Source organism: [Clostridium] colinum, from assembly GCF_940677205.1.
In the GTDB taxonomy this organism is placed as follows: domain Bacteria; phylum Bacillota; class Clostridia; order Lachnospirales; family CAG-274; genus Tyzzerella; species Tyzzerella colina.
In genome coordinates, this window is the sequence record NZ_OW712331.1 from 1,942,517 (window position 1) to 1,957,055 (window position 14,539).

Below are 14,539 nucleotides of genomic sequence, written 5' to 3' on the forward strand. Positions count from 1 at the left end.
ACCCTCCTAATGTATCCCTAATGGATTTATCAATTTATAACATTCTTTACATATCAATTTATTTCGTACTGGAAAATAAGTTTCTCCTGTTTTAAATTTCTTCTCACAAATTACACATATATCTTTAGCTTTTTTACTCATAATTACATCTCCTAATCATATAATCCGTTTTCTAAAATATCTTTTAAAACTTCCATTTTTTTAATTTCTGTTTTTAAAAAAATGTAAAATTCAACTACTGCACTTAAAAATTTTTCACTGTTTAATTCTGCATCAATTTCTTTTAGAATTTTCTCGATATCAATATTATTGAATTCTTTTTCTTTCAATTTTCCTATAATCTCTTGTTTTAATTCTTGTAAAAACATATTAATCCCTCTTAAATCACATTAAATTCAAATTTTAATCCTTTATTTATCATCATCTTTAAAAACATCTTTTCTTTAAGCCTATATACGTCCGTTTTAAGCCCTTTTACATCTTCAATAACTAAAATATCATCTTTAGCCCTAACATAGCTAAAATCGGCAATATATTCAATTTTACGATAGGTCTTGTTTTTATATTTAAATTTATCTTGCAATAAAAACTTTGGTTGTAAAGTAAGGTTAGTTATTAACCCCGCTTTTTCTATTAATTTAAGTTCTTGATAACGTTTCGCTTCTTTCTTACTGTCAAAGGTTATGTTATCAATAGTAACTTTTCTGTTACCATATTTGTTGTATTTTCTCATTCTAAATTCCCCAATTCGTTTATAAAATTTTCTAATTCTTGAGGTGTTTTTGTATTGATTTTAAATCTATCCCCATTACTTAAATATAAAATAAGTGCAGTATCACTTATTTTATCAAAATAACTAACTTGTAATTTATTATAAAAAGTATTTTTTGTTCCAACAAATAAGTTCATATTTATCTCCTAAAATGGTAAATTATCATCATCTATATTCTCATCTACTATATAATAATCATCATCTTCCACTACCTCTTGAGTATTTTTTTCTTCTGTTTTACCACCGCAAAATTCTACTTCTTCTGTAACAACATCAAAAGTATATTTTGTGTTACCGTTATTATCTTTATAACTACCTGTCTGTATTTTTCCTGCAATAGCTATTTGTTGTCCTTTTTTAAAATAATTATTTACAAATTCTGCTTGTTTACCAAAAGAAACACAATTTATAAAGTCAACTTCTTGTTCACTATCCTTTTTATATTTTCTATTAACAGCTACACTAAAACGTGTAACTGCTAAAGACTCTTTGCTCTGTGTATATTTTATTTCTGGGTCTTTTGTAAGTCGTCCGATTAATGTTACTTTATTCATAGTCTTCAGCCTCGTTCAAATATTTTATGATATCTGCTTTCAATTCCTCGTTTTCGCATACAACGTCAATAATATTATCATTTTTAAATTTAACGATATGACCAATATAAAAAGTGTCGTATAATTTAGCATTTGACATTTTCTTAATAAAAACATCATCATTAGCTTTTTTAACTTCTGCTATATTAAAAACTTCAAAAACATTATCTTTTGTAATCTTGAATGAAAACCCATCTTCTTCTCGCCAATCAAAACTTTTTTGTTCGTATTTATAGATAAATGATTTTCTATTTAATTTTTCAAGAATTGGTAAATAAAACTCAAAAATTATAGGCTTATATTTATTTATTAATGTTTTAAAATTATCGTTTTGAATGCCAAGTAATAACTCGTTGTCTACGTTAAATTTAAAACACTCTTCAATAAGTTCTCCGGTTTCTTTGTTCTTAAATTTTGCGTTTAAGTTGAAACAGTAACCACCGTTCCAAAATGAGAATTTATATTCCCAGCAAGTTTCAAGTAATTCAAATTCCTGTTGCTTATTTTGCAAAAATTCTTCAAATTCTTTAAAATTTAAATATAAATAACCGTTGTTACATTTTTTATTCATAACACTCCTCCTTGTTAATATGCATATATATAAATTGACTGTTATACCCGATATTACTGTATATAAAGTCATCAGCTTTTTCTTTGCTTAAATGATTTTTTAAAGAGTTATATTCATATACGTACTCTCCGTTTAATTCTTTTTGTTTTATACGTTCCTTTATACCTTTTTCAGTGTAATTAGCTTCAACCATATATAAATCATAGTTTTTAGCTTCTATACCGTTTAAATTATTACAGTCTGTTGCGTAAAATAATTTAAAATTATTAAAATGAATTTTGTATCCACAATTTTCAACATTATGTTTTAGAAAAAAAGGTATAATTTTAAATGAACCATAATTATATGTTTTATCCATATCGTAAACATCTATGTTTGCTTTATTTATACCTAAAACTAATAAATCATTAACTAACCATTTACCACAACCAAAACGTACTGTAGGACGTTCTAAAGCTAAGTTTTTAAGTGTTGTTTTATTAAAATGGTCGCTATGTATATGAGTTAATAAAACAAGTTGTATTTTTTTGTGATACCCCTTTATTTTTTTAAAGGGGACACCACAATCAATTAATATGTTATCATTTATAATAGTGGCATTTCCGTTACTTCCACTACTTAAAATATTATAATTTATCAAAATTTATCTGCTCCGTTTCATTAACTATTTCAGTTGGCGTTGGGTCATCTATAATTTCTGGTGCATCTGGTATATTTTCTGGAGTTTCTCGTAAAAACGAACCATTTTCTATATTTATAGAACTGTCTTCAAATTCAATAGCTTGTTGAAGTTCAGTTGACAACATTCCGTATTTTGAAAATAATTGTCTTAATATCGTTTTCTTGCCCATCTCATCAAAGTTTTTATACCAATTAGAAGAGTATTTATACAGTTCTTTTTCTGGTATTTGATTATTTTCTAATTTTCTTAAACTCTCTAAATTAAAAGCTTGTGAATGCTTGTCTGCATGTGTTTCCATTTGTTTTTTGCTCCAATAAATTGCTTTTCTAAAGCCATTCACAAATTCAAACATACCATAATAACCTATTGTTTTAGCTTGTTCCCTTTTGTCAAAATCTTCTATAAGTTTAACTTCAATTTCTTCTTCTAAAGGATTAAACTTGATAAGTTCCCCCTCTTTTATTTCTGTTACAACTATTTTTTTATAGTAACCACTTCTAATAGCTAACTGTAAGTAACCCTTATATCCCAATATAAATTGTGCATTACTGTCTACAACTTTCCATTCATAACCACCCGTTTCTTTAGGTACTTTAACTTTTTTATCAAAAGGTATAAGATAATACTGCCCTAATACACCTGTTTTTAAGTTTAAAGTTTCTCCTAAAAGTCCTGCTCCAATAATAGATTTTGCATTACATTTTTGTAATTCTGGATTAGCAATTACTGCTGAACTTATATTTGTGATAAAACTTTGTACTTTTTTTCTATCTCCTAAAGTATCTAACATTAATTTTTGAATATCTGTAGTTTGAATAGCTACACTAAATTTACTTTTTTGAACTTGATTACTCATACTTATATCCTCCATTATTTAAAAATTCTTTTAATTGTCTTAACTTTTCCTTTGTTCCTATAACTGTGAAAGTTACTTTATATTCTTTTTCTTTCTCTTCCTGTATAATAGGTGGTGCTAGTTCTTTTTGTACCTCTTCAACTTTTTTAACAGTTTCTTGTTTTTCTTTTTCTTTTTGCTCTGCTAATTCTTTTACTTTTTGTTGTTCTTCAATAGTTTTTTTTCTCTCATTAACTATTAACATTGAATTAGTTAAATCTAAACTTTTAGAATATTCGAACATTAAATCATCACTATGTACCATATTTTTAATAACTTGAATATCATTATTTGACTTATCTAAAAATTCTTTAACCTTTTCTTTAAGACTTTTTAAACTAGCTGTTAAAGTAATGTTTAGATTTGCTTTTTCATATGTAATAAATTCATATTGTAAACCTAAGTTTGCTTTATATTCTTCAAAATATAGTCTAACTTCTTGTTCTTTTTCATCTTTTAAAGCTAGTTCTACATCTTTTATTCTTTTTGCTAGTTCTCTATCTGCAATATTGTAGTGTCCTGTTACCTCTTTATATACTTTTTCAAAATCTTCGTAAGGTTTAAGAACTTGTGATTTTATTTTTTTTCTTAAATCTTCAAGTTCCTTAAATTCTTTATTAAGCTCTGCTCTAGTTTTCTTAATTTCTTTAAAAGTATCTTCTGTAACAACTAAAGATAAAGCTGTATCTGTTTTTTGTTTTATTGTAGTTTCTAATTCTTTTAATCTTTCTTCAATAATAGGTAATTGTTTTATCTGTATAATTTCACTCATATAAACCTCCTATAAACATCTGCATTCAACTACTGTAAAATCATCTAATTTATACTTTTCTTTAAATGCTAAAGCGCTTTTCTCACAACTAAATTTATAGGCTAAAATAAAGGTATCAACAATTTCCACGCCCTCTTTTTTATCAATTTGTTTTAAATAACCCCTATTATTTTTTAACATATAATAAATCATTTATAAGTTTCCTTTCATAAATTGTATTTTGAAGATAATCTACAAAGAAAATATTCCAATATATGTTTTTCTCTTGTTCTGTTAAATTTTTATTACTACTAACAATTTCAAGTTTGTTATTAGCAAATTCTTCTGCTTTTTCATAGGTCATTTATATCACTTCTTTCTGCAACTTGAAAAATTCAATAATTTTACTAACCTCTAAACTTTCCATACATTCAGTACAAATAGGCTTGTTATCTTCATTAACATACACTTCTTCTCCTTTTTCTAGTATATTTCCACATTCCATACAACACTCTTTTTCTATATCTGCATCTGCATATGGACATCTACTATCACATATATATTGATTACATTCATTACACATTTTCACTACACTCCTTTTTGTTTTTTATATTTGACTGCCAATAAGGATTATTTGTATAAGGCACTAATGGTAATCCTTTAGCTTCTCTTAAAGAATTTAATAATCTATTGCATAATTTCCATTTTTTGATATTATTGCTTTCTTTTTTTGTATCCATAAATTTTCCTCTTTTCTTTTTATAAAATTTATAGTATAATTTAACTGTATTTATTTTTGTGTGTAACTGTGGCTTTTTTAAGCCACTTTTTATTGTTTAAATATCTTTTATGTATCTTTCTGCCCTTTCTATTGCTAGATTGTAATTTTTTGTACCTAAATCTATTAATTTAAGCTTTCCTTTATAATCAAAGTACATATAATACGTATTGTCTATAATAGTAAGTTTATATTTTCCCATACTCCCTCCTAAAATATCATTTTGCCTACTACATAACCTATAAAATAACAAAAAATAATAACTACTCCAAAAGATAAACAGTTTTTTAAAAATTTCATCTTCTACACCCCATATTTAAAAGTTTAATATTTCCTTTATCATCTTTAAGTGCTTTAAATTCATCAAATGTCAAAGCTAGTTTTATAGCTTCTCTATCATCTTTTGCTGTTAACCCTATTTGATTGCTATTTTCTAAAAATATTAAATAGTTTTTCATTTGTTCTCCTAACTAGCTTGTCCTACTATAATAAGCCCTAAGGCTTAATCATGGTCTTTAAGTTTTCCCTTTAACCAAGCTTCGTAGTATATATCTCCTATTCTTTCTAATTTTTTTCTTTTTTCTTCTGGGGTAACTGTCTTTGCATACTCATCATCTATGTAAATTGTACAATTGCCACTTTTTATAATTTTTACAATAGCCATTTATACCACCTCCTTTACTAACTTATTAATTTTATAAATTGTCCTATTACAATTATTGAAATATAACTACCTCAACAGTTAGCTATTTTTTCTCTTGTTTTAATATTTGTTGCCATTCCAAGCCTTTTAAAAATCCACTTATTTCTCCAATAAATATTGTATTTATTGAGCTATTTTCAAGTTTTGCTAAATTAGAAATGACTTCAAGTTTAGTTTCTTCAAATTGTAAATTAGTTACCATAAACATTCCTCCTTTGTATTAAATTTTTAATAAAATATTGTAATATTTTTCCTTTTCTTATATAATTTTAGTATCTACATTTATATGTGCTAGATATAGGTGTAGAAATATATAAGAAAAGGAGGTGTAGATATGGATAATACATATAATGTTACATTAATTTATAAAGAAAATGTTGTAATCAAAGTTGAAGGAGCTACTGAATATATATTAATTCGAGATGAGTATAAAAATGATAACTCCTTCCCACCAGTTTCAACATATCATATGCCTATAAAAGAGGCTAGCCTTAGAAAAGTTTTAATTATTGACAACAATAATAATCAAACTTTTGATACTGCTAATGTAATAATCTTTAAAATTGCTAATGGTGAACAAGCTGTAACAACAAAAGATTTATTAAGTATAAGTGTTACCCAAAATTAATATTTAGCCACTTAATAAGTGGCTTTATTTATTTTTAAATGTTATACTAGCCAACTGTTTTTCTATTCTTAAACACATATCATATAAAATTTGATTATTTATACCATTTCCTAAACTTTCTATTTTTTCACAAAAATATAGTATAGTTTCTCTTGCTATTTCATCTAATTTTTCTGATTGCTCTTTCGTTAAAAATTCGCTTTTACTATTAAAATCTATAATCATAACTTTTACCTCCTTTCTTAATATTAAATTTTCAATGTACCGCAACAAGTTTTATATTTGTTAAATAGCGTCTTTTATATTTTCTTTTTCAATTAAAGGTAAGATATTAACCCTTTTTAGTTGTTCATATATAAATAGTCTACCTTTTTGTGTCCAATAAGTTTGTAATCTTGAACGAATAGTACCTTTACTATCCACATAATCGTGCGTTGTAGAACTTGTATATCCTTTATCTTGATATTTAGAATAAAGTAACCAGGTTTCCCTATGTTTATATTGAATACCTAATTCATTTAACTTTTTATTTAACCTTGTCCCACTCATTCCATAATCTTTAGCTATTTGTGTTACAGATAATAAATCTGGACATTGTAAGATTAAATCATAGTATGTAGCTTTAGGTTTCAATTCGTTTATTATTTGTTCTTGTTGTTTGTTTACAAGTGTTAAAGTTTCTAATTGTTTATTTGCAATGTTTAATGCTCTAGCCATTATTTTTTCTGGAGAATTATATTCTTTTTCAACTTCTATAAAATACTGTCTTACTTGTTTTCCTTTTTCATTTCTCTGTATCATAGCAATTTCTTTTGCCATATCTAACTTTAGTGCGTGGTCTGTTGTTGGTTGCTTATTTTGAGGGTGCTCAAAAATGAGCGGGGTATAATCAACATTTTCAACAAAACCATACTCAACCATTCTAGGAAACCAGTCTTTATATTTTGTTTTAACTTCTAAAACTTGATGCAATTCCCTACCACTTATAATAGGCTCTTGATTTTCGTTTAAATCAATTTTTAATAATTCATTCATTTTATTCCTCCTTTGTATTTAATTTTTAATGTTCTTTTCTGTCCATTCCCATAAGATGTTTAATATTAATGAATTTTGACATAACCCCTTTTTTCTTGCTGCTTCTTTAAGTAAAGCACTTAATTTTTCTGGCATTCTTAAAGTTGTTTGTTTTGTTTTAATAATAACACCACCTTTTTGTAATATCTATTTGATATCTATATATTATCACTCCTTTTTACAGTTGTCAATATCTTTTTGATATCTTTTTGAATACTTGTTATTTTGATATCATTTTGATATAATTTTTATATTAAAATATACAAATAAGAGGTGTTAATATGTCAAAACAAGCTAATCCATATCCATTAAGAATAGAAAAACAAATTTTAGAAAAATCTAAATACATTGCTAAAAACAATGGTCGCTCTTTAAATAAAGAAATTGAATTTATATTAAAAAACAATATTCAAGAATATGAACAAAATCACGGCGAAATTATAATTCCCCAAGATACTTCCAAAGAGCAATAATCATAATTTCATTAAAGCTAATTCCTCTATCCAACGCCTCCTGTTGTAGCCTTTCCTTTAACTCAACAGGTAGGCGTATTGTTGTTTGTTCCCTTTCCATAAAATCACCCCCTTTATTCAATTTTCAATGTGCTTTAAATAGCATCTTTTATATTTTCTTTTTCAATTAAAGGCAAAATATTAACCCTTTTTAGTTGTTCATATATAAATAGTCTACCTTTTTGTGTCCAATAAGTTTGTAATCTTGAACGAATAGTTCCTTTACTATCCACATAATCGTGCGTTGTAGAACTTGTATATCCTTTATCTTGATATTTAGAATAAAGTAACCAGGTTTCCCTATGTTTATATTGAATACCTAATTCATTTAACTTTTTATTTAACCTTGTCCCACTCATTCCATAATCTTTAGCTATTTGTGTTACAGATAATAAATCTGGACATTGTAAGATTAAATCATAGTATGTAGCTTTAGGTTTCAATTCATTTATTACTTGTTCTTGTTGTTTGTTTACAAGTGTTAATGTTGCATTTTTTTCTTTTTCTTCTTTTAAATCTGTAGCAAGCTTTATTATTGTATCTGGATTTAATAAAACCTCTTCTATTTTTTGTGGTGTTAAATACCCGCCGTGTTTTCTTATGCTAGGTAATACCTCATTTGTTACCCAACGTTTAAATTCTTTTGCTTGTGGTAATTTACTTGACAAGATAAGGGAATATAAACCACTTTCGTTTATGATAGTCATATTACGATTTTGGCTACCGTCGTAAATTGCGACATCAGTTTTGTCTTCAATGTCAATATGTTTTGAAAGTGCATCTCTAGTATTTTTATACCCTAAAGCCTCTGCTACATCTTTACCTACAAACCAAACTTCATCATTAATTAATAAAGTTCTAACTTCTCCAAAACTTTCGTTTTTGAATAATTCTATGTTGTTCATCTAATCACCTATTTTATCCTTTCTTTCTTTATTTGATTTAAACCAGTTTTAATTAGATATCTAATTAATTCAGATTTGGAAGTGTTATAAAAACTTTCTTTTTTTAAAGTGTCTAATTCTTCTTCCCATTCTGGCAAAAGAGTAACTGTCATTCTTTTAGATTTCATTAATATCACACCCTTTCTATTGTAATGAACCACTGGTTATATTTAACATTATAGTGAACCAGTGGTTACTTGTCAATACTTTTTTGAAAAATTTTTCAAAAATTAATCTCTTGCATATTTTCATCACTGATGTTATAATTATAAAAAAAAATTAAAGGAGGAATTAAATATGGCTACTGATAAACCACGATACTCAATAACAGTTGATGAAGAACTTTTTAAAGCAATTGAAGATTTTAGATTTAATAATCGCTTTTCTACCAGAAATCAAGCCACTATTGAATTAATTAAAAAAGGACTTGAAAGTTTAAAGAAAGAAAAGTCTAATAATTAGCCCATAAGGGCTTTTTGTTGTTCATAACACCCCCTTTATTCAATTTTCAATGTGCTTTAAATAGCATCTTTTATATTTTCTTTTTCAATTAAAGGTAAGATATTAATTCTTTTTAGTTGTTCATATACAAATAATCTACCTTTTTGTGTCCAATAAGTTTGTAATCTTGAACGAATAGTGCCTTTACTATCCACATAATCGTGTGTTGTGGAACTTGTATATCCTTTATCTTGATATTTTGCATAAAGTAACCAAGTTTCTCTATGTTTATATTGAATACCTAACTCATTTAGCTTTTTATTTAACCTTGTCCCACTCATTCCATAATCTTTAGCTATTTGTGTTACAGATAATAAATCTGGACATTGTAAGATTAAATCATAGTATGTAGCTTTAGGTTGCAATTCGTTTATTATTTGTTCTTGTTGTTTGTTTACAAGTGTTAATGTTGCATTTTTTTCTTTTTCTTCTTTTAATGTTGTAGCTAACTGTATTAGTGTATCAGGATTTAATAAAACTTCTTCTATCTTTTGTGGCGTTAAATACCCACCGTGTTTTCTTATGCTAGGTAAAATCTCATTTGTTACCCAACGTTTAAATTCTTTTGCTTGTGGTAATTTACTTGATAAGATAAGGGAATATAAACCACTTTCGTTTATTAGCCAAGTTTCTTGTGCTCTTCCTAAGTTATCCGTGATAGGATATTTTATCCTATCATCTTCATCAATGTGTTTTGTAATTGCTTTATTAGGTTCTTTATATCCTAAAGCCTCTGCTACATCTTTACCGACAAACCAAACTTCATCATTAATTAATAAAGTTCTAACTTCTCCAAAATTTTCGTTTTTAAATAGTTCTATGTTGTTCATAGCATCACTCCTTTGTATTAAATTTTTAATAAAATATTGTAATATTTTTCCTTTTCTTGTATAATTTTAGTATCTGCATTTATATGTGCTAGATATAGATGTAGAAATATACAAGAAAAGGAGGTGTAAAATATGATCCAAGAAAATAAAATTTTACACGATTTAACTATGTTTTATTTACAAAAAAATAATCAATCATTTAAAGATATCAAAGACTTATTTAATCAATACATAAATGCCCAAAATCAACTTACTAATTTATTTGATGCATATCTCCAAAATAAAAACGATTATAACGAATATCTAGAAGAGTATTTTAAAGTTATAGATGATATTATAGAATAGTTTCAAGCCACCCTTTTGGGGGCTTTGTTTTATACAATTATCTAATTGTAATTTCTAAATCTGCATCTTTAAATACTTCTCTAGTTTTTTGCATAAGTTTAATTATTTGTTCAATTTTAGTAAATTGTAGGTCCACTTTTACACTAAACTTAGGTGTTCTCTGAAAAAATTTCATTTTTATTCCTCCTTTTATTCAATTTTCAATGTACTGCAACAAGTTTTATATTTGTTAAATAGCGTCTTTTATATTTTCTTTTTCAATTAAAGGTAAAATATTAATTCTTTTTAGTTGTTCATATATAAATAATCTACCTTTTTGTGTCCAATAAGTATGTAGTCTTGAGTGGATAACACCTTTACTGTCTGCATAATCGTGCGTTGTAGAACTTGTATAACCTTTATCTGCATATTTAGAATAAAGTAACCAAGTATCTCTATGTTTATATTGAATACCTAATTCATTTAACTTTTTATTTAGCCATGCTCCACCTTTTCCATAATCTTTAGCTATTTGTGTTACAGATAATAAATCTGGACATTGTAAGATTAAATCATAGTATGTAGCTTTAGGTTGCAATTCTTTTATTTGTTGTTCTTGTTGTTTGTTTACAAGTGTTAATGTTTCTAATTGTTTATTTGCAATGTTTAATGCTCTAGCCATTATTTTTTCTGGAGAGTTGTATTCTTTTTCTACTTCTATAAAATACTGTCTTACTTGCTTTCCTTTTTCATTTCTCTGTATCATAGCAATTTCTTTTGCCATATCTAATTTTAATGCGTGGTCTGTTATCTCTGTATATGGATTTTTAGGATTATTGGTTTCTCTTTTTTGAGCAACCAATACATAATCTATATTTTGATTAAAGCCATACTCTAACATTCTTTTAAACCAATCAATATATTTTGTTTTAACTCCTAAAACTTGATGTAATTCCCTACCACTTATAATAGGCTCTTGATTTTCGTTTAAATCAATTTTTAATAATTCATTCATTTTATTCCTCCTTAAATTCTAAAATATCATTTACAGTACAATTCAAATAGCTACACAATTTATCTAACACTTCAATTGAAATTTGATTTGTTCGTTTGTAATATAAATTTGTCAATGTAGTTCGTGATATTCCTGTGTCCCTTGAAACTGTACTTATTTTTAATAGTCTTTCTGCCAATAAAACAGAAAACTTATTGTTTATCATAGTATACATTACCTTTCTACACCTCCTTTAACGTTTAATATATTGAACATTTTATATATTGTATTATACGCATTTTTGTTTTCTTGTCAATACTTTTTTAAAAATTTATTGAAATTTTGTTCAATATATTGTACAATTAATTTTGGAGGTGATTATTTGCTTATTTGTAATCTAAATAAATTAATGGCAGAGCGTAATTTAAAAATTACTAAAATTGCTAAAGATACAGGTATATCTAGAACTACTTTAACCTCTTTAGCAAACAACTATAGTCAAGGAATTCAATTTGATACATTAAACTCCTTATGTATGTATTTAAACGTTAATATTAATGAATTTTTTGAATATATTCCATTTGATATTTATGTTTTACCCAGTTTTGAAATCGACACAACAAATTTTTCTTATTTAAATATTAACATCTTAATAAAAGAAAACTTATTTTCATATACTTGTAAGTTATTCTTTGAACTTAAATATTCTAAAGAAGATAGCACTGTATTTTTAAAACTAATCAAAGTTGAAAATATAGATGATTTTAAATCTTTTTATTCAAAACTTACGCCTATGTTACTAATATCATTCGAAGATAAGCTTATAAATAATATAGGAGTTTTTACAGAAGAAACCTTTACAGATTACTTCTATAATGAAAATGATGGTGCCATAAATTATAAATTTAATTGGAATTATATAACTAGCCCTTAGGGGCTTTTTTTATTATTTCTTTTCTATACCCCCCTTTTGTATTTAATTTTCAATGTACTTAACAACTTTTGTGTTGTAAACACATAATATCATTTATTTTTTAGTTTGTCAACTATTATTTTTTAATTTTTTTTATTTTTTTAAGTTGACAAACACAAATTTTAAAAGTATTATATAAAAATGGAGGTGAATTAATGGAAATATATGAAAGAATTGTTTTGTTAAGAAGAGAGTTAATAAAAAATTCTAATGGTAAAAAATTAAGTCAAGCAGAATTTGCTAAAAAAATAGGGGTTAGTCGAGATGTTATTGGAAATATTGAATATAACCGAGCACCTATTAAAGAACATATGCTCAAACTCATTTGCCAAACATTCAACGTCAATGAAGACTGGCTACGTAATGGTAATGAGCCTATATTTATTGAGAATTCTAATGATATATTAGAAGAATTCTTGAAAAAATATGAACTAAGTGAATTTATGAGCAATATTGTACGAAGATATTTGAATTTAAGTCCTGAATATCAACAGATGTTTGAAAAGTTTATTAAAGAAATGGTAAAGGAATTAAATTCTTCTGAGAATTCAAAAAAAGAAATAATACCTAACATTAATGAATTTAAAAAGCAAGAAAAACCTAAACAAGAACAAGAACTTGTCCAAATTATAGCTCGTGGGGAAGGTGTTACATACATTACAAAAGAAGAATTTGAAGAATTAAAAAGAAATTCGACAATGATAGACCCAGAAGATTATGACAAATACTTTTAAATATGGTATAATATAATTACCTAAATAATAATAGCTACACTCTACGATATACTCATTATTACTATTTAATAATTTTAGTATAAAGGAGTGTAGCTATTTATGTATAAAGCTTACAAAATTTCTCGTGATAGAGCTTGGCAAACTTTAATTGAAACAAATGTTAATGTCTTACCTGTTGACTTAAAACACATACTTAAATTTTATGGAATAAGAGTTGCTTTATTAGATTCAAATACTAAGCAAGCATTTATTGAAAACAATGTAATGTACATAAACAAAAATCTTTCAAAAGCAAGAGGGCGTTTTACCGTTGCTCACGAATTAGGACACATATTATTAAATCATAAAGATTTATCACACACAATACATAATGAAAACAATAATAAAAATATTGAAGAGTTTCAAGCTAATATTTTTGCTAGAGGGTTATTGATGCCCGCTATCGTTTTAAAAGAAATAAACTGTATTGATGCACAAGATATAGCTAATATATGTAATGTATCGTTACAATCCGCACAATATCGTTCTGAAAGAATGCAAGAACTATTAAAGAGAAATAAGTTCAATCTAAGCCCTCTTGAAAAACAAGTTTATAGTAATTTTAAAGATTTTGTTAATAATAATAAAATATAAAATTTTTAATTGCATTTTATAAATTTATGTAAAAAAGACTTAGTGTTAACTAAGTCTTTTTTCTTTTATGTAAATTTATATTTTAGTATTTCTTTATTTTTTACAATATCCCTTTTTAACCTTGCCTCATATTTTAAGCTTTTATTTCTTCTTGTTGACAATTTACCTATATTTATTACAATAGATTGCAAATTTCTAAAAGGTTTCATTTTTTTTAATAGATACTTATAATACAAAAATGGCTTTCTAACTTTTAAAATTATTTCTGTTATTTCAACACAATAAGATAATATATCTTTAACTTCTTTTATATTTTGATTATCATTTTTAACTAATTCTATTAAATCATTAATAATATTAGCAATATCTAAATTATCACTTTCTTTATCATTATAAACTTTAATTTGCTTAATATCTTTTATATCTTTTATTTTAAACAATTCATTAATTTTTAAATCTAACAAATTTTTAAGATACTTATAATTATCTAAATTAACATTTTCATTTAAATCATTGTATATATTTATAGCATCATATATATTATTTCTAACTTTATAAGTATACTTTTTATTCTTATATTTTTTAGCTAAACGAAGATAGTAAATACTAGAAGCTAATAAAATACCTATAATAAAATTTATTAACAT

General features: G+C 25.6%; 34 protein-coding genes. 7 read left to right on the forward strand and 27 right to left on the reverse strand.

What is annotated here, in order from left to right; all coding sequences use genetic code 11:
* Positions 1-6 precede the first annotated feature (6 nt).
* The 17 genes from NBW53_RS10085 to NBW53_RS09550 all read right to left on the reverse strand — a co-directional run bounded on the left by NBW53_RS10085 (position 7) and on the right by NBW53_RS09550 (position 5,947).
* Positions 7-141 carry an LIM domain-containing protein gene (locus NBW53_RS10085; protein WP_284345807.1) on the reverse strand — a complete coding sequence of 45 codons (135 nt, stop codon included), beginning with the start codon at positions 139-141 and terminating at the stop codon, positions 7-9.
* 11 nt (positions 142-152) lie between these two features.
* On the reverse strand, positions 153-368 hold the full coding sequence (locus NBW53_RS09475) for a hypothetical protein (RefSeq protein WP_250277387.1): 216 nt from the start codon (positions 366-368) through the stop codon (positions 153-155).
* 11 nt (positions 369-379) lie between these two features.
* Complete coding sequence (locus NBW53_RS09480) at positions 380-733, reverse strand: DUF1064 domain-containing protein (protein WP_250277388.1); 354 nt, start codon at positions 731-733, stop codon at positions 380-382.
* The gene (locus NBW53_RS09485; protein ID WP_250277390.1) at positions 730-909 is read right to left on the reverse strand and encodes a hypothetical protein; all 180 of its coding nucleotides are present in this window, start codon (positions 907-909) and stop codon (positions 730-732) included. Before NBW53_RS09485 ends, NBW53_RS09480 begins: the two co-directional genes overlap by 4 nt.
* 9 nt (positions 910-918) lie before the next feature.
* Positions 919-1,326 (reverse strand): single-stranded DNA-binding protein, encoded by a 408-nt coding sequence (locus tag NBW53_RS09490; protein ID WP_250277996.1) that lies wholly within the window; start codon positions 1,324-1,326, stop codon positions 919-921.
* A complete protein-coding gene (locus NBW53_RS09495; protein WP_250277997.1) occupies positions 1,319-1,936 on the reverse strand; it encodes a hypothetical protein in 618 nt (205 codons plus the stop codon). The genes NBW53_RS09490 and NBW53_RS09495 overlap by 8 nt, the downstream gene beginning before the upstream one ends.
* The gene (locus tag NBW53_RS09500; protein ID WP_250277998.1) at positions 1,929-2,576 is read right to left on the reverse strand and encodes an MBL fold metallo-hydrolase; all 648 of its coding nucleotides are present in this window, start codon (positions 2,574-2,576) and stop codon (positions 1,929-1,931) included. The genes NBW53_RS09495 and NBW53_RS09500 overlap by 8 nt, the downstream gene beginning before the upstream one ends.
* Positions 2,563-3,474: a recombinase RecT gene (locus NBW53_RS09505; protein ID WP_250277393.1), complete on the reverse strand. Its 912-nt coding sequence runs from the start codon at positions 3,472-3,474 to the stop codon at positions 2,563-2,565. Before NBW53_RS09505 ends, NBW53_RS09500 begins: the two co-directional genes overlap by 14 nt.
* Entirely contained in the window at positions 3,467-4,285 is an 819-nt protein-coding gene (locus NBW53_RS09510) for a DUF1351 domain-containing protein (protein WP_250277394.1), read from the reverse strand. Before NBW53_RS09510 ends, NBW53_RS09505 begins: the two co-directional genes overlap by 8 nt.
* 9 nt (positions 4,286-4,294) lie before the next feature.
* Positions 4,295-4,465 carry a hypothetical protein gene (locus tag NBW53_RS09515; protein ID WP_250277395.1) on the reverse strand — a complete coding sequence of 57 codons (171 nt, stop codon included), beginning with the start codon at positions 4,463-4,465 and terminating at the stop codon, positions 4,295-4,297.
* Positions 4,452-4,628, reverse strand: a complete 177-nt coding sequence (locus tag NBW53_RS09520; protein ID WP_250277999.1) for a hypothetical protein — start codon at positions 4,626-4,628, stop codon at positions 4,452-4,454. Before NBW53_RS09520 ends, NBW53_RS09515 begins: the two co-directional genes overlap by 14 nt.
* The gene (locus tag NBW53_RS09525; RefSeq protein ID WP_250278000.1) at positions 4,629-4,847 is read right to left on the reverse strand and encodes an LIM domain-containing protein; all 219 of its coding nucleotides are present in this window, start codon (positions 4,845-4,847) and stop codon (positions 4,629-4,631) included.
* On the reverse strand, positions 4,840-5,004 hold the full coding sequence (locus tag NBW53_RS09530) for a hypothetical protein (RefSeq protein WP_250278001.1): 165 nt from the start codon (positions 5,002-5,004) through the stop codon (positions 4,840-4,842). The genes NBW53_RS09525 and NBW53_RS09530 overlap by 8 nt, the downstream gene beginning before the upstream one ends.
* A 96-nt stretch (positions 5,005-5,100) precedes the next feature.
* Positions 5,101-5,244, reverse strand: a complete 144-nt coding sequence (locus NBW53_RS09535; RefSeq protein ID WP_250278002.1) for a hypothetical protein — start codon at positions 5,242-5,244, stop codon at positions 5,101-5,103.
* Positions 5,245-5,338: 94 nt separating this feature from the next.
* Positions 5,339-5,500 (reverse strand): hypothetical protein, encoded by a 162-nt coding sequence (locus NBW53_RS09540; protein WP_250277401.1) that lies wholly within the window; start codon positions 5,498-5,500, stop codon positions 5,339-5,341.
* A gap of 44 nt (positions 5,501-5,544) precedes the next feature.
* A complete protein-coding gene (locus NBW53_RS09545) occupies positions 5,545-5,706 on the reverse strand; it encodes a hypothetical protein (RefSeq protein ID WP_250278003.1) in 162 nt (53 codons plus the stop codon).
* Between the two features lie 82 nt (positions 5,707-5,788).
* On the reverse strand, positions 5,789-5,947 hold the full coding sequence (locus tag NBW53_RS09550) for a hypothetical protein (protein WP_250278004.1): 159 nt from the start codon (positions 5,945-5,947) through the stop codon (positions 5,789-5,791).
* Positions 5,948-6,079: 132 nt separating this feature from the next.
* Between NBW53_RS09550 and NBW53_RS09555 the strand changes: the two genes are divergently transcribed.
* Positions 6,080-6,373 carry a hypothetical protein gene (locus NBW53_RS09555; RefSeq protein ID WP_250278005.1) on the forward strand — a complete coding sequence of 98 codons (294 nt, stop codon included), beginning with the start codon at positions 6,080-6,082 and terminating at the stop codon, positions 6,371-6,373.
* A gap of 24 nt (positions 6,374-6,397) precedes the next feature.
* Here NBW53_RS09555 and NBW53_RS09560 read toward each other — a convergent pair whose 3' ends face one another.
* Both NBW53_RS09560 and NBW53_RS09565 read right to left on the reverse strand, forming a co-directional pair.
* Positions 6,398-6,598, reverse strand: coding sequence for a hypothetical protein (locus NBW53_RS09560; RefSeq protein ID WP_250278006.1), 201 nt, complete (start codon positions 6,596-6,598; stop codon positions 6,398-6,400).
* A 60-nt stretch (positions 6,599-6,658) separates the two neighbouring features.
* Positions 6,659-7,408, reverse strand: a complete 750-nt coding sequence (locus NBW53_RS09565; RefSeq protein ID WP_250278007.1) for a phage antirepressor KilAC domain-containing protein — start codon at positions 7,406-7,408, stop codon at positions 6,659-6,661.
* Between the two features lie 320 nt (positions 7,409-7,728).
* Between NBW53_RS09565 and NBW53_RS09570 the strand changes: the two genes are divergently transcribed.
* Positions 7,729-7,920 (forward strand): Arc family DNA-binding protein, encoded by a 192-nt coding sequence (locus NBW53_RS09570; RefSeq protein WP_250278008.1) that lies wholly within the window; start codon positions 7,729-7,731, stop codon positions 7,918-7,920.
* Here NBW53_RS09570 and NBW53_RS10200 read toward each other — a convergent pair.
* The 3 genes from NBW53_RS10200 to NBW53_RS09580 are packed head-to-tail and all read right to left on the reverse strand — an operon-like array spanning position 7,886 to position 9,031.
* On the reverse strand, positions 7,886-8,020 hold the full coding sequence (locus NBW53_RS10200; protein ID WP_408646997.1) for a ribbon-helix-helix protein, CopG family: 135 nt from the start codon (positions 8,018-8,020) through the stop codon (positions 7,886-7,888). The genes NBW53_RS09570 and NBW53_RS10200 overlap by 35 nt on opposite strands.
* A gap of 34 nt (positions 8,021-8,054) precedes the next feature.
* Positions 8,055-8,864 carry a phage antirepressor KilAC domain-containing protein gene (locus tag NBW53_RS09575; protein WP_250278009.1) on the reverse strand — a complete coding sequence of 270 codons (810 nt, stop codon included), beginning with the start codon at positions 8,862-8,864 and terminating at the stop codon, positions 8,055-8,057.
* Between the two features lie 8 nt (positions 8,865-8,872).
* A complete protein-coding gene (locus NBW53_RS09580) occupies positions 8,873-9,031 on the reverse strand; it encodes a ribbon-helix-helix domain-containing protein (protein ID WP_250278010.1) in 159 nt (52 codons plus the stop codon).
* A 169-nt stretch (positions 9,032-9,200) separates the two neighbouring features.
* Between NBW53_RS09580 and NBW53_RS09585 the strand changes: the two genes are divergently transcribed.
* Entirely contained in the window at positions 9,201-9,365 is a 165-nt protein-coding gene (locus NBW53_RS09585; RefSeq protein ID WP_250278011.1) for a ribbon-helix-helix domain-containing protein, read from the forward strand.
* Positions 9,366-9,421: 56 nt separating this feature from the next.
* Here NBW53_RS09585 and NBW53_RS09590 read toward each other — a convergent pair whose 3' ends face one another.
* Positions 9,422-10,234: a phage antirepressor gene (locus tag NBW53_RS09590; protein WP_250278012.1), complete on the reverse strand. Its 813-nt coding sequence runs from the start codon at positions 10,232-10,234 to the stop codon at positions 9,422-9,424.
* Between the two features lie 132 nt (positions 10,235-10,366).
* Here NBW53_RS09590 and NBW53_RS09595 point away from each other — a divergent pair, with 132 nt between their 5' ends.
* Positions 10,367-10,579, forward strand: a complete 213-nt coding sequence (locus NBW53_RS09595) for a hypothetical protein (protein ID WP_250278013.1) — start codon at positions 10,367-10,369, stop codon at positions 10,577-10,579.
* A gap of 37 nt (positions 10,580-10,616) precedes the next feature.
* Here NBW53_RS09595 and NBW53_RS09600 read toward each other — a convergent pair whose 3' ends face one another.
* From NBW53_RS09600 to NBW53_RS09610, 3 genes are read right to left on the reverse strand one after another with little or no spacing between them, the layout of a single operon-like run.
* Positions 10,617-10,754 (reverse strand): hypothetical protein, encoded by a 138-nt coding sequence (locus NBW53_RS09600; protein WP_250278014.1) that lies wholly within the window; start codon positions 10,752-10,754, stop codon positions 10,617-10,619.
* Between the two features lie 54 nt (positions 10,755-10,808).
* Entirely contained in the window at positions 10,809-11,573 is a 765-nt protein-coding gene (locus tag NBW53_RS09605) for a phage antirepressor KilAC domain-containing protein (protein WP_250278015.1), read from the reverse strand.
* 1 nt (position 11,574) lies between these two features.
* Positions 11,575-11,787, reverse strand: coding sequence for a helix-turn-helix domain-containing protein (locus tag NBW53_RS09610; protein ID WP_250278016.1), 213 nt, complete (start codon positions 11,785-11,787; stop codon positions 11,575-11,577).
* 174 nt (positions 11,788-11,961) lie between these two features.
* Between NBW53_RS09610 and NBW53_RS09615 the strand changes: the two genes are divergently transcribed.
* From NBW53_RS09615 to NBW53_RS09625, 3 genes are all read left to right on the forward strand, one after another.
* Positions 11,962-12,486 (forward strand): helix-turn-helix domain-containing protein, encoded by a 525-nt coding sequence (locus NBW53_RS09615; RefSeq protein ID WP_250278017.1) that lies wholly within the window; start codon positions 11,962-11,964, stop codon positions 12,484-12,486.
* Positions 12,487-12,680: 194 nt separating this feature from the next.
* Positions 12,681-13,259 (forward strand): helix-turn-helix domain-containing protein, encoded by a 579-nt coding sequence (locus tag NBW53_RS09620; RefSeq protein ID WP_250278018.1) that lies wholly within the window; start codon positions 12,681-12,683, stop codon positions 13,257-13,259.
* Between the two features lie 99 nt (positions 13,260-13,358).
* Positions 13,359-13,892 carry an ImmA/IrrE family metallo-endopeptidase gene (locus NBW53_RS09625; protein WP_250278019.1) on the forward strand — a complete coding sequence of 178 codons (534 nt, stop codon included), beginning with the start codon at positions 13,359-13,361 and terminating at the stop codon, positions 13,890-13,892.
* Positions 13,893-13,957: 65 nt separating this feature from the next.
* On the opposite strand, the gene NBW53_RS09630 is transcribed toward NBW53_RS09625, so the two are convergent.
* A complete protein-coding gene (locus tag NBW53_RS09630; protein WP_250278020.1) occupies positions 13,958-14,539 on the reverse strand; it encodes a hypothetical protein in 582 nt (193 codons plus the stop codon).

Coding starts and splice junctions, on each gene's coding strand:
- NBW53_RS09505 (WP_250277393.1), bottom strand. CDS start 3,474: ATGAGTAATCAAGTTCAAAAAAGTAAATTTAGTGTAGCTATTCAAACT.
- NBW53_RS09550 (WP_250278004.1), bottom strand. CDS start 5,947: ATGGTAACTAATTTACAATTTGAAGAAACTAAACTTGAAGTCATTTCT.
- NBW53_RS09585 (WP_250278011.1), top strand. CDS start 9,201: ATGGCTACTGATAAACCACGATACTCAATAACAGTTGATGAAGAACTT.
- NBW53_RS09530 (WP_250278001.1), bottom strand. CDS start 5,004: ATGGATACAAAAAAAGAAAGCAATAATATCAAAAAATGGAAATTATGC.
- NBW53_RS10085 (WP_284345807.1), bottom strand. CDS start 141: ATGAGTAAAAAAGCTAAAGATATATGTGTAATTTGTGAGAAGAAATTT.
- NBW53_RS09590 (WP_250278012.1), bottom strand. CDS start 10,234: ATGAACAACATAGAACTATTTAAAAACGAAAATTTTGGAGAAGTTAGA.
- NBW53_RS09560 (WP_250278006.1), bottom strand. CDS start 6,598: ATGATTATAGATTTTAATAGTAAAAGCGAATTTTTAACGAAAGAGCAA.
- NBW53_RS09620 (WP_250278018.1), top strand. CDS start 12,681: ATGGAAATATATGAAAGAATTGTTTTGTTAAGAAGAGAGTTAATAAAA.
- NBW53_RS10200 (WP_408646997.1), bottom strand. CDS start 8,020: ATGGAAAGGGAACAAACAACAATACGCCTACCTGTTGAGTTAAAGGAA.
- NBW53_RS09515 (WP_250277395.1), bottom strand. CDS start 4,465: ATGTTAAAAAATAATAGGGGTTATTTAAAACAAATTGATAAAAAAGAG.
- NBW53_RS09485 (WP_250277390.1), bottom strand. CDS start 909: ATGAACTTATTTGTTGGAACAAAAAATACTTTTTATAATAAATTACAA.
- NBW53_RS09615 (WP_250278017.1), top strand. CDS start 11,962: ATGGCAGAGCGTAATTTAAAAATTACTAAAATTGCTAAAGATACAGGT.
- NBW53_RS09475 (WP_250277387.1), bottom strand. CDS start 368: ATGTTTTTACAAGAATTAAAACAAGAGATTATAGGAAAATTGAAAGAA.
- NBW53_RS09480 (WP_250277388.1), bottom strand. CDS start 733: ATGAGAAAATACAACAAATATGGTAACAGAAAAGTTACTATTGATAAC.
- NBW53_RS09630 (WP_250278020.1), bottom strand. CDS start 14,539: ATGTTAATAAATTTTATTATAGGTATTTTATTAGCTTCTAGTATTTAC.
- NBW53_RS09570 (WP_250278008.1), top strand. CDS start 7,729: ATGTCAAAACAAGCTAATCCATATCCATTAAGAATAGAAAAACAAATT.
- NBW53_RS09490 (WP_250277996.1), bottom strand. CDS start 1,326: ATGAATAAAGTAACATTAATCGGACGACTTACAAAAGACCCAGAAATA.
- NBW53_RS09555 (WP_250278005.1), top strand. CDS start 6,080: ATGGATAATACATATAATGTTACATTAATTTATAAAGAAAATGTTGTA.
- NBW53_RS09545 (WP_250278003.1), bottom strand. CDS start 5,706: ATGGCTATTGTAAAAATTATAAAAAGTGGCAATTGTACAATTTACATA.
- NBW53_RS09575 (WP_250278009.1), bottom strand. CDS start 8,864: ATGAACAACATAGAATTATTCAAAAACGAAAGTTTTGGAGAAGTTAGA.
- NBW53_RS09540 (WP_250277401.1), bottom strand. CDS start 5,500: ATGAAAAACTATTTAATATTTTTAGAAAATAGCAATCAAATAGGGTTA.
- NBW53_RS09510 (WP_250277394.1), bottom strand. CDS start 4,285: ATGAGTGAAATTATACAGATAAAACAATTACCTATTATTGAAGAAAGA.
- NBW53_RS09535 (WP_250278002.1), bottom strand. CDS start 5,244: ATGGGAAAATATAAACTTACTATTATAGACAATACGTATTATATGTAC.
- NBW53_RS09495 (WP_250277997.1), bottom strand. CDS start 1,936: ATGAATAAAAAATGTAACAACGGTTATTTATATTTAAATTTTAAAGAA.
- NBW53_RS09595 (WP_250278013.1), top strand. CDS start 10,367: ATGATCCAAGAAAATAAAATTTTACACGATTTAACTATGTTTTATTTA.
- NBW53_RS09605 (WP_250278015.1), bottom strand. CDS start 11,573: ATGAATGAATTATTAAAAATTGATTTAAACGAAAATCAAGAGCCTATT.
- NBW53_RS09525 (WP_250278000.1), bottom strand. CDS start 4,847: ATGTGTAATGAATGTAATCAATATATATGTGATAGTAGATGTCCATAT.
- NBW53_RS09625 (WP_250278019.1), top strand. CDS start 13,359: ATGTATAAAGCTTACAAAATTTCTCGTGATAGAGCTTGGCAAACTTTA.
- NBW53_RS09565 (WP_250278007.1), bottom strand. CDS start 7,408: ATGAATGAATTATTAAAAATTGATTTAAACGAAAATCAAGAGCCTATT.
- NBW53_RS09520 (WP_250277999.1), bottom strand. CDS start 4,628: ATGACCTATGAAAAAGCAGAAGAATTTGCTAATAACAAACTTGAAATT.
- NBW53_RS09580 (WP_250278010.1), bottom strand. CDS start 9,031: ATGAAATCTAAAAGAATGACAGTTACTCTTTTGCCAGAATGGGAAGAA.
- NBW53_RS09610 (WP_250278016.1), bottom strand. CDS start 11,787: ATGTATACTATGATAAACAATAAGTTTTCTGTTTTATTGGCAGAAAGA.
- NBW53_RS09600 (WP_250278014.1), bottom strand. CDS start 10,754: ATGAAATTTTTTCAGAGAACACCTAAGTTTAGTGTAAAAGTGGACCTA.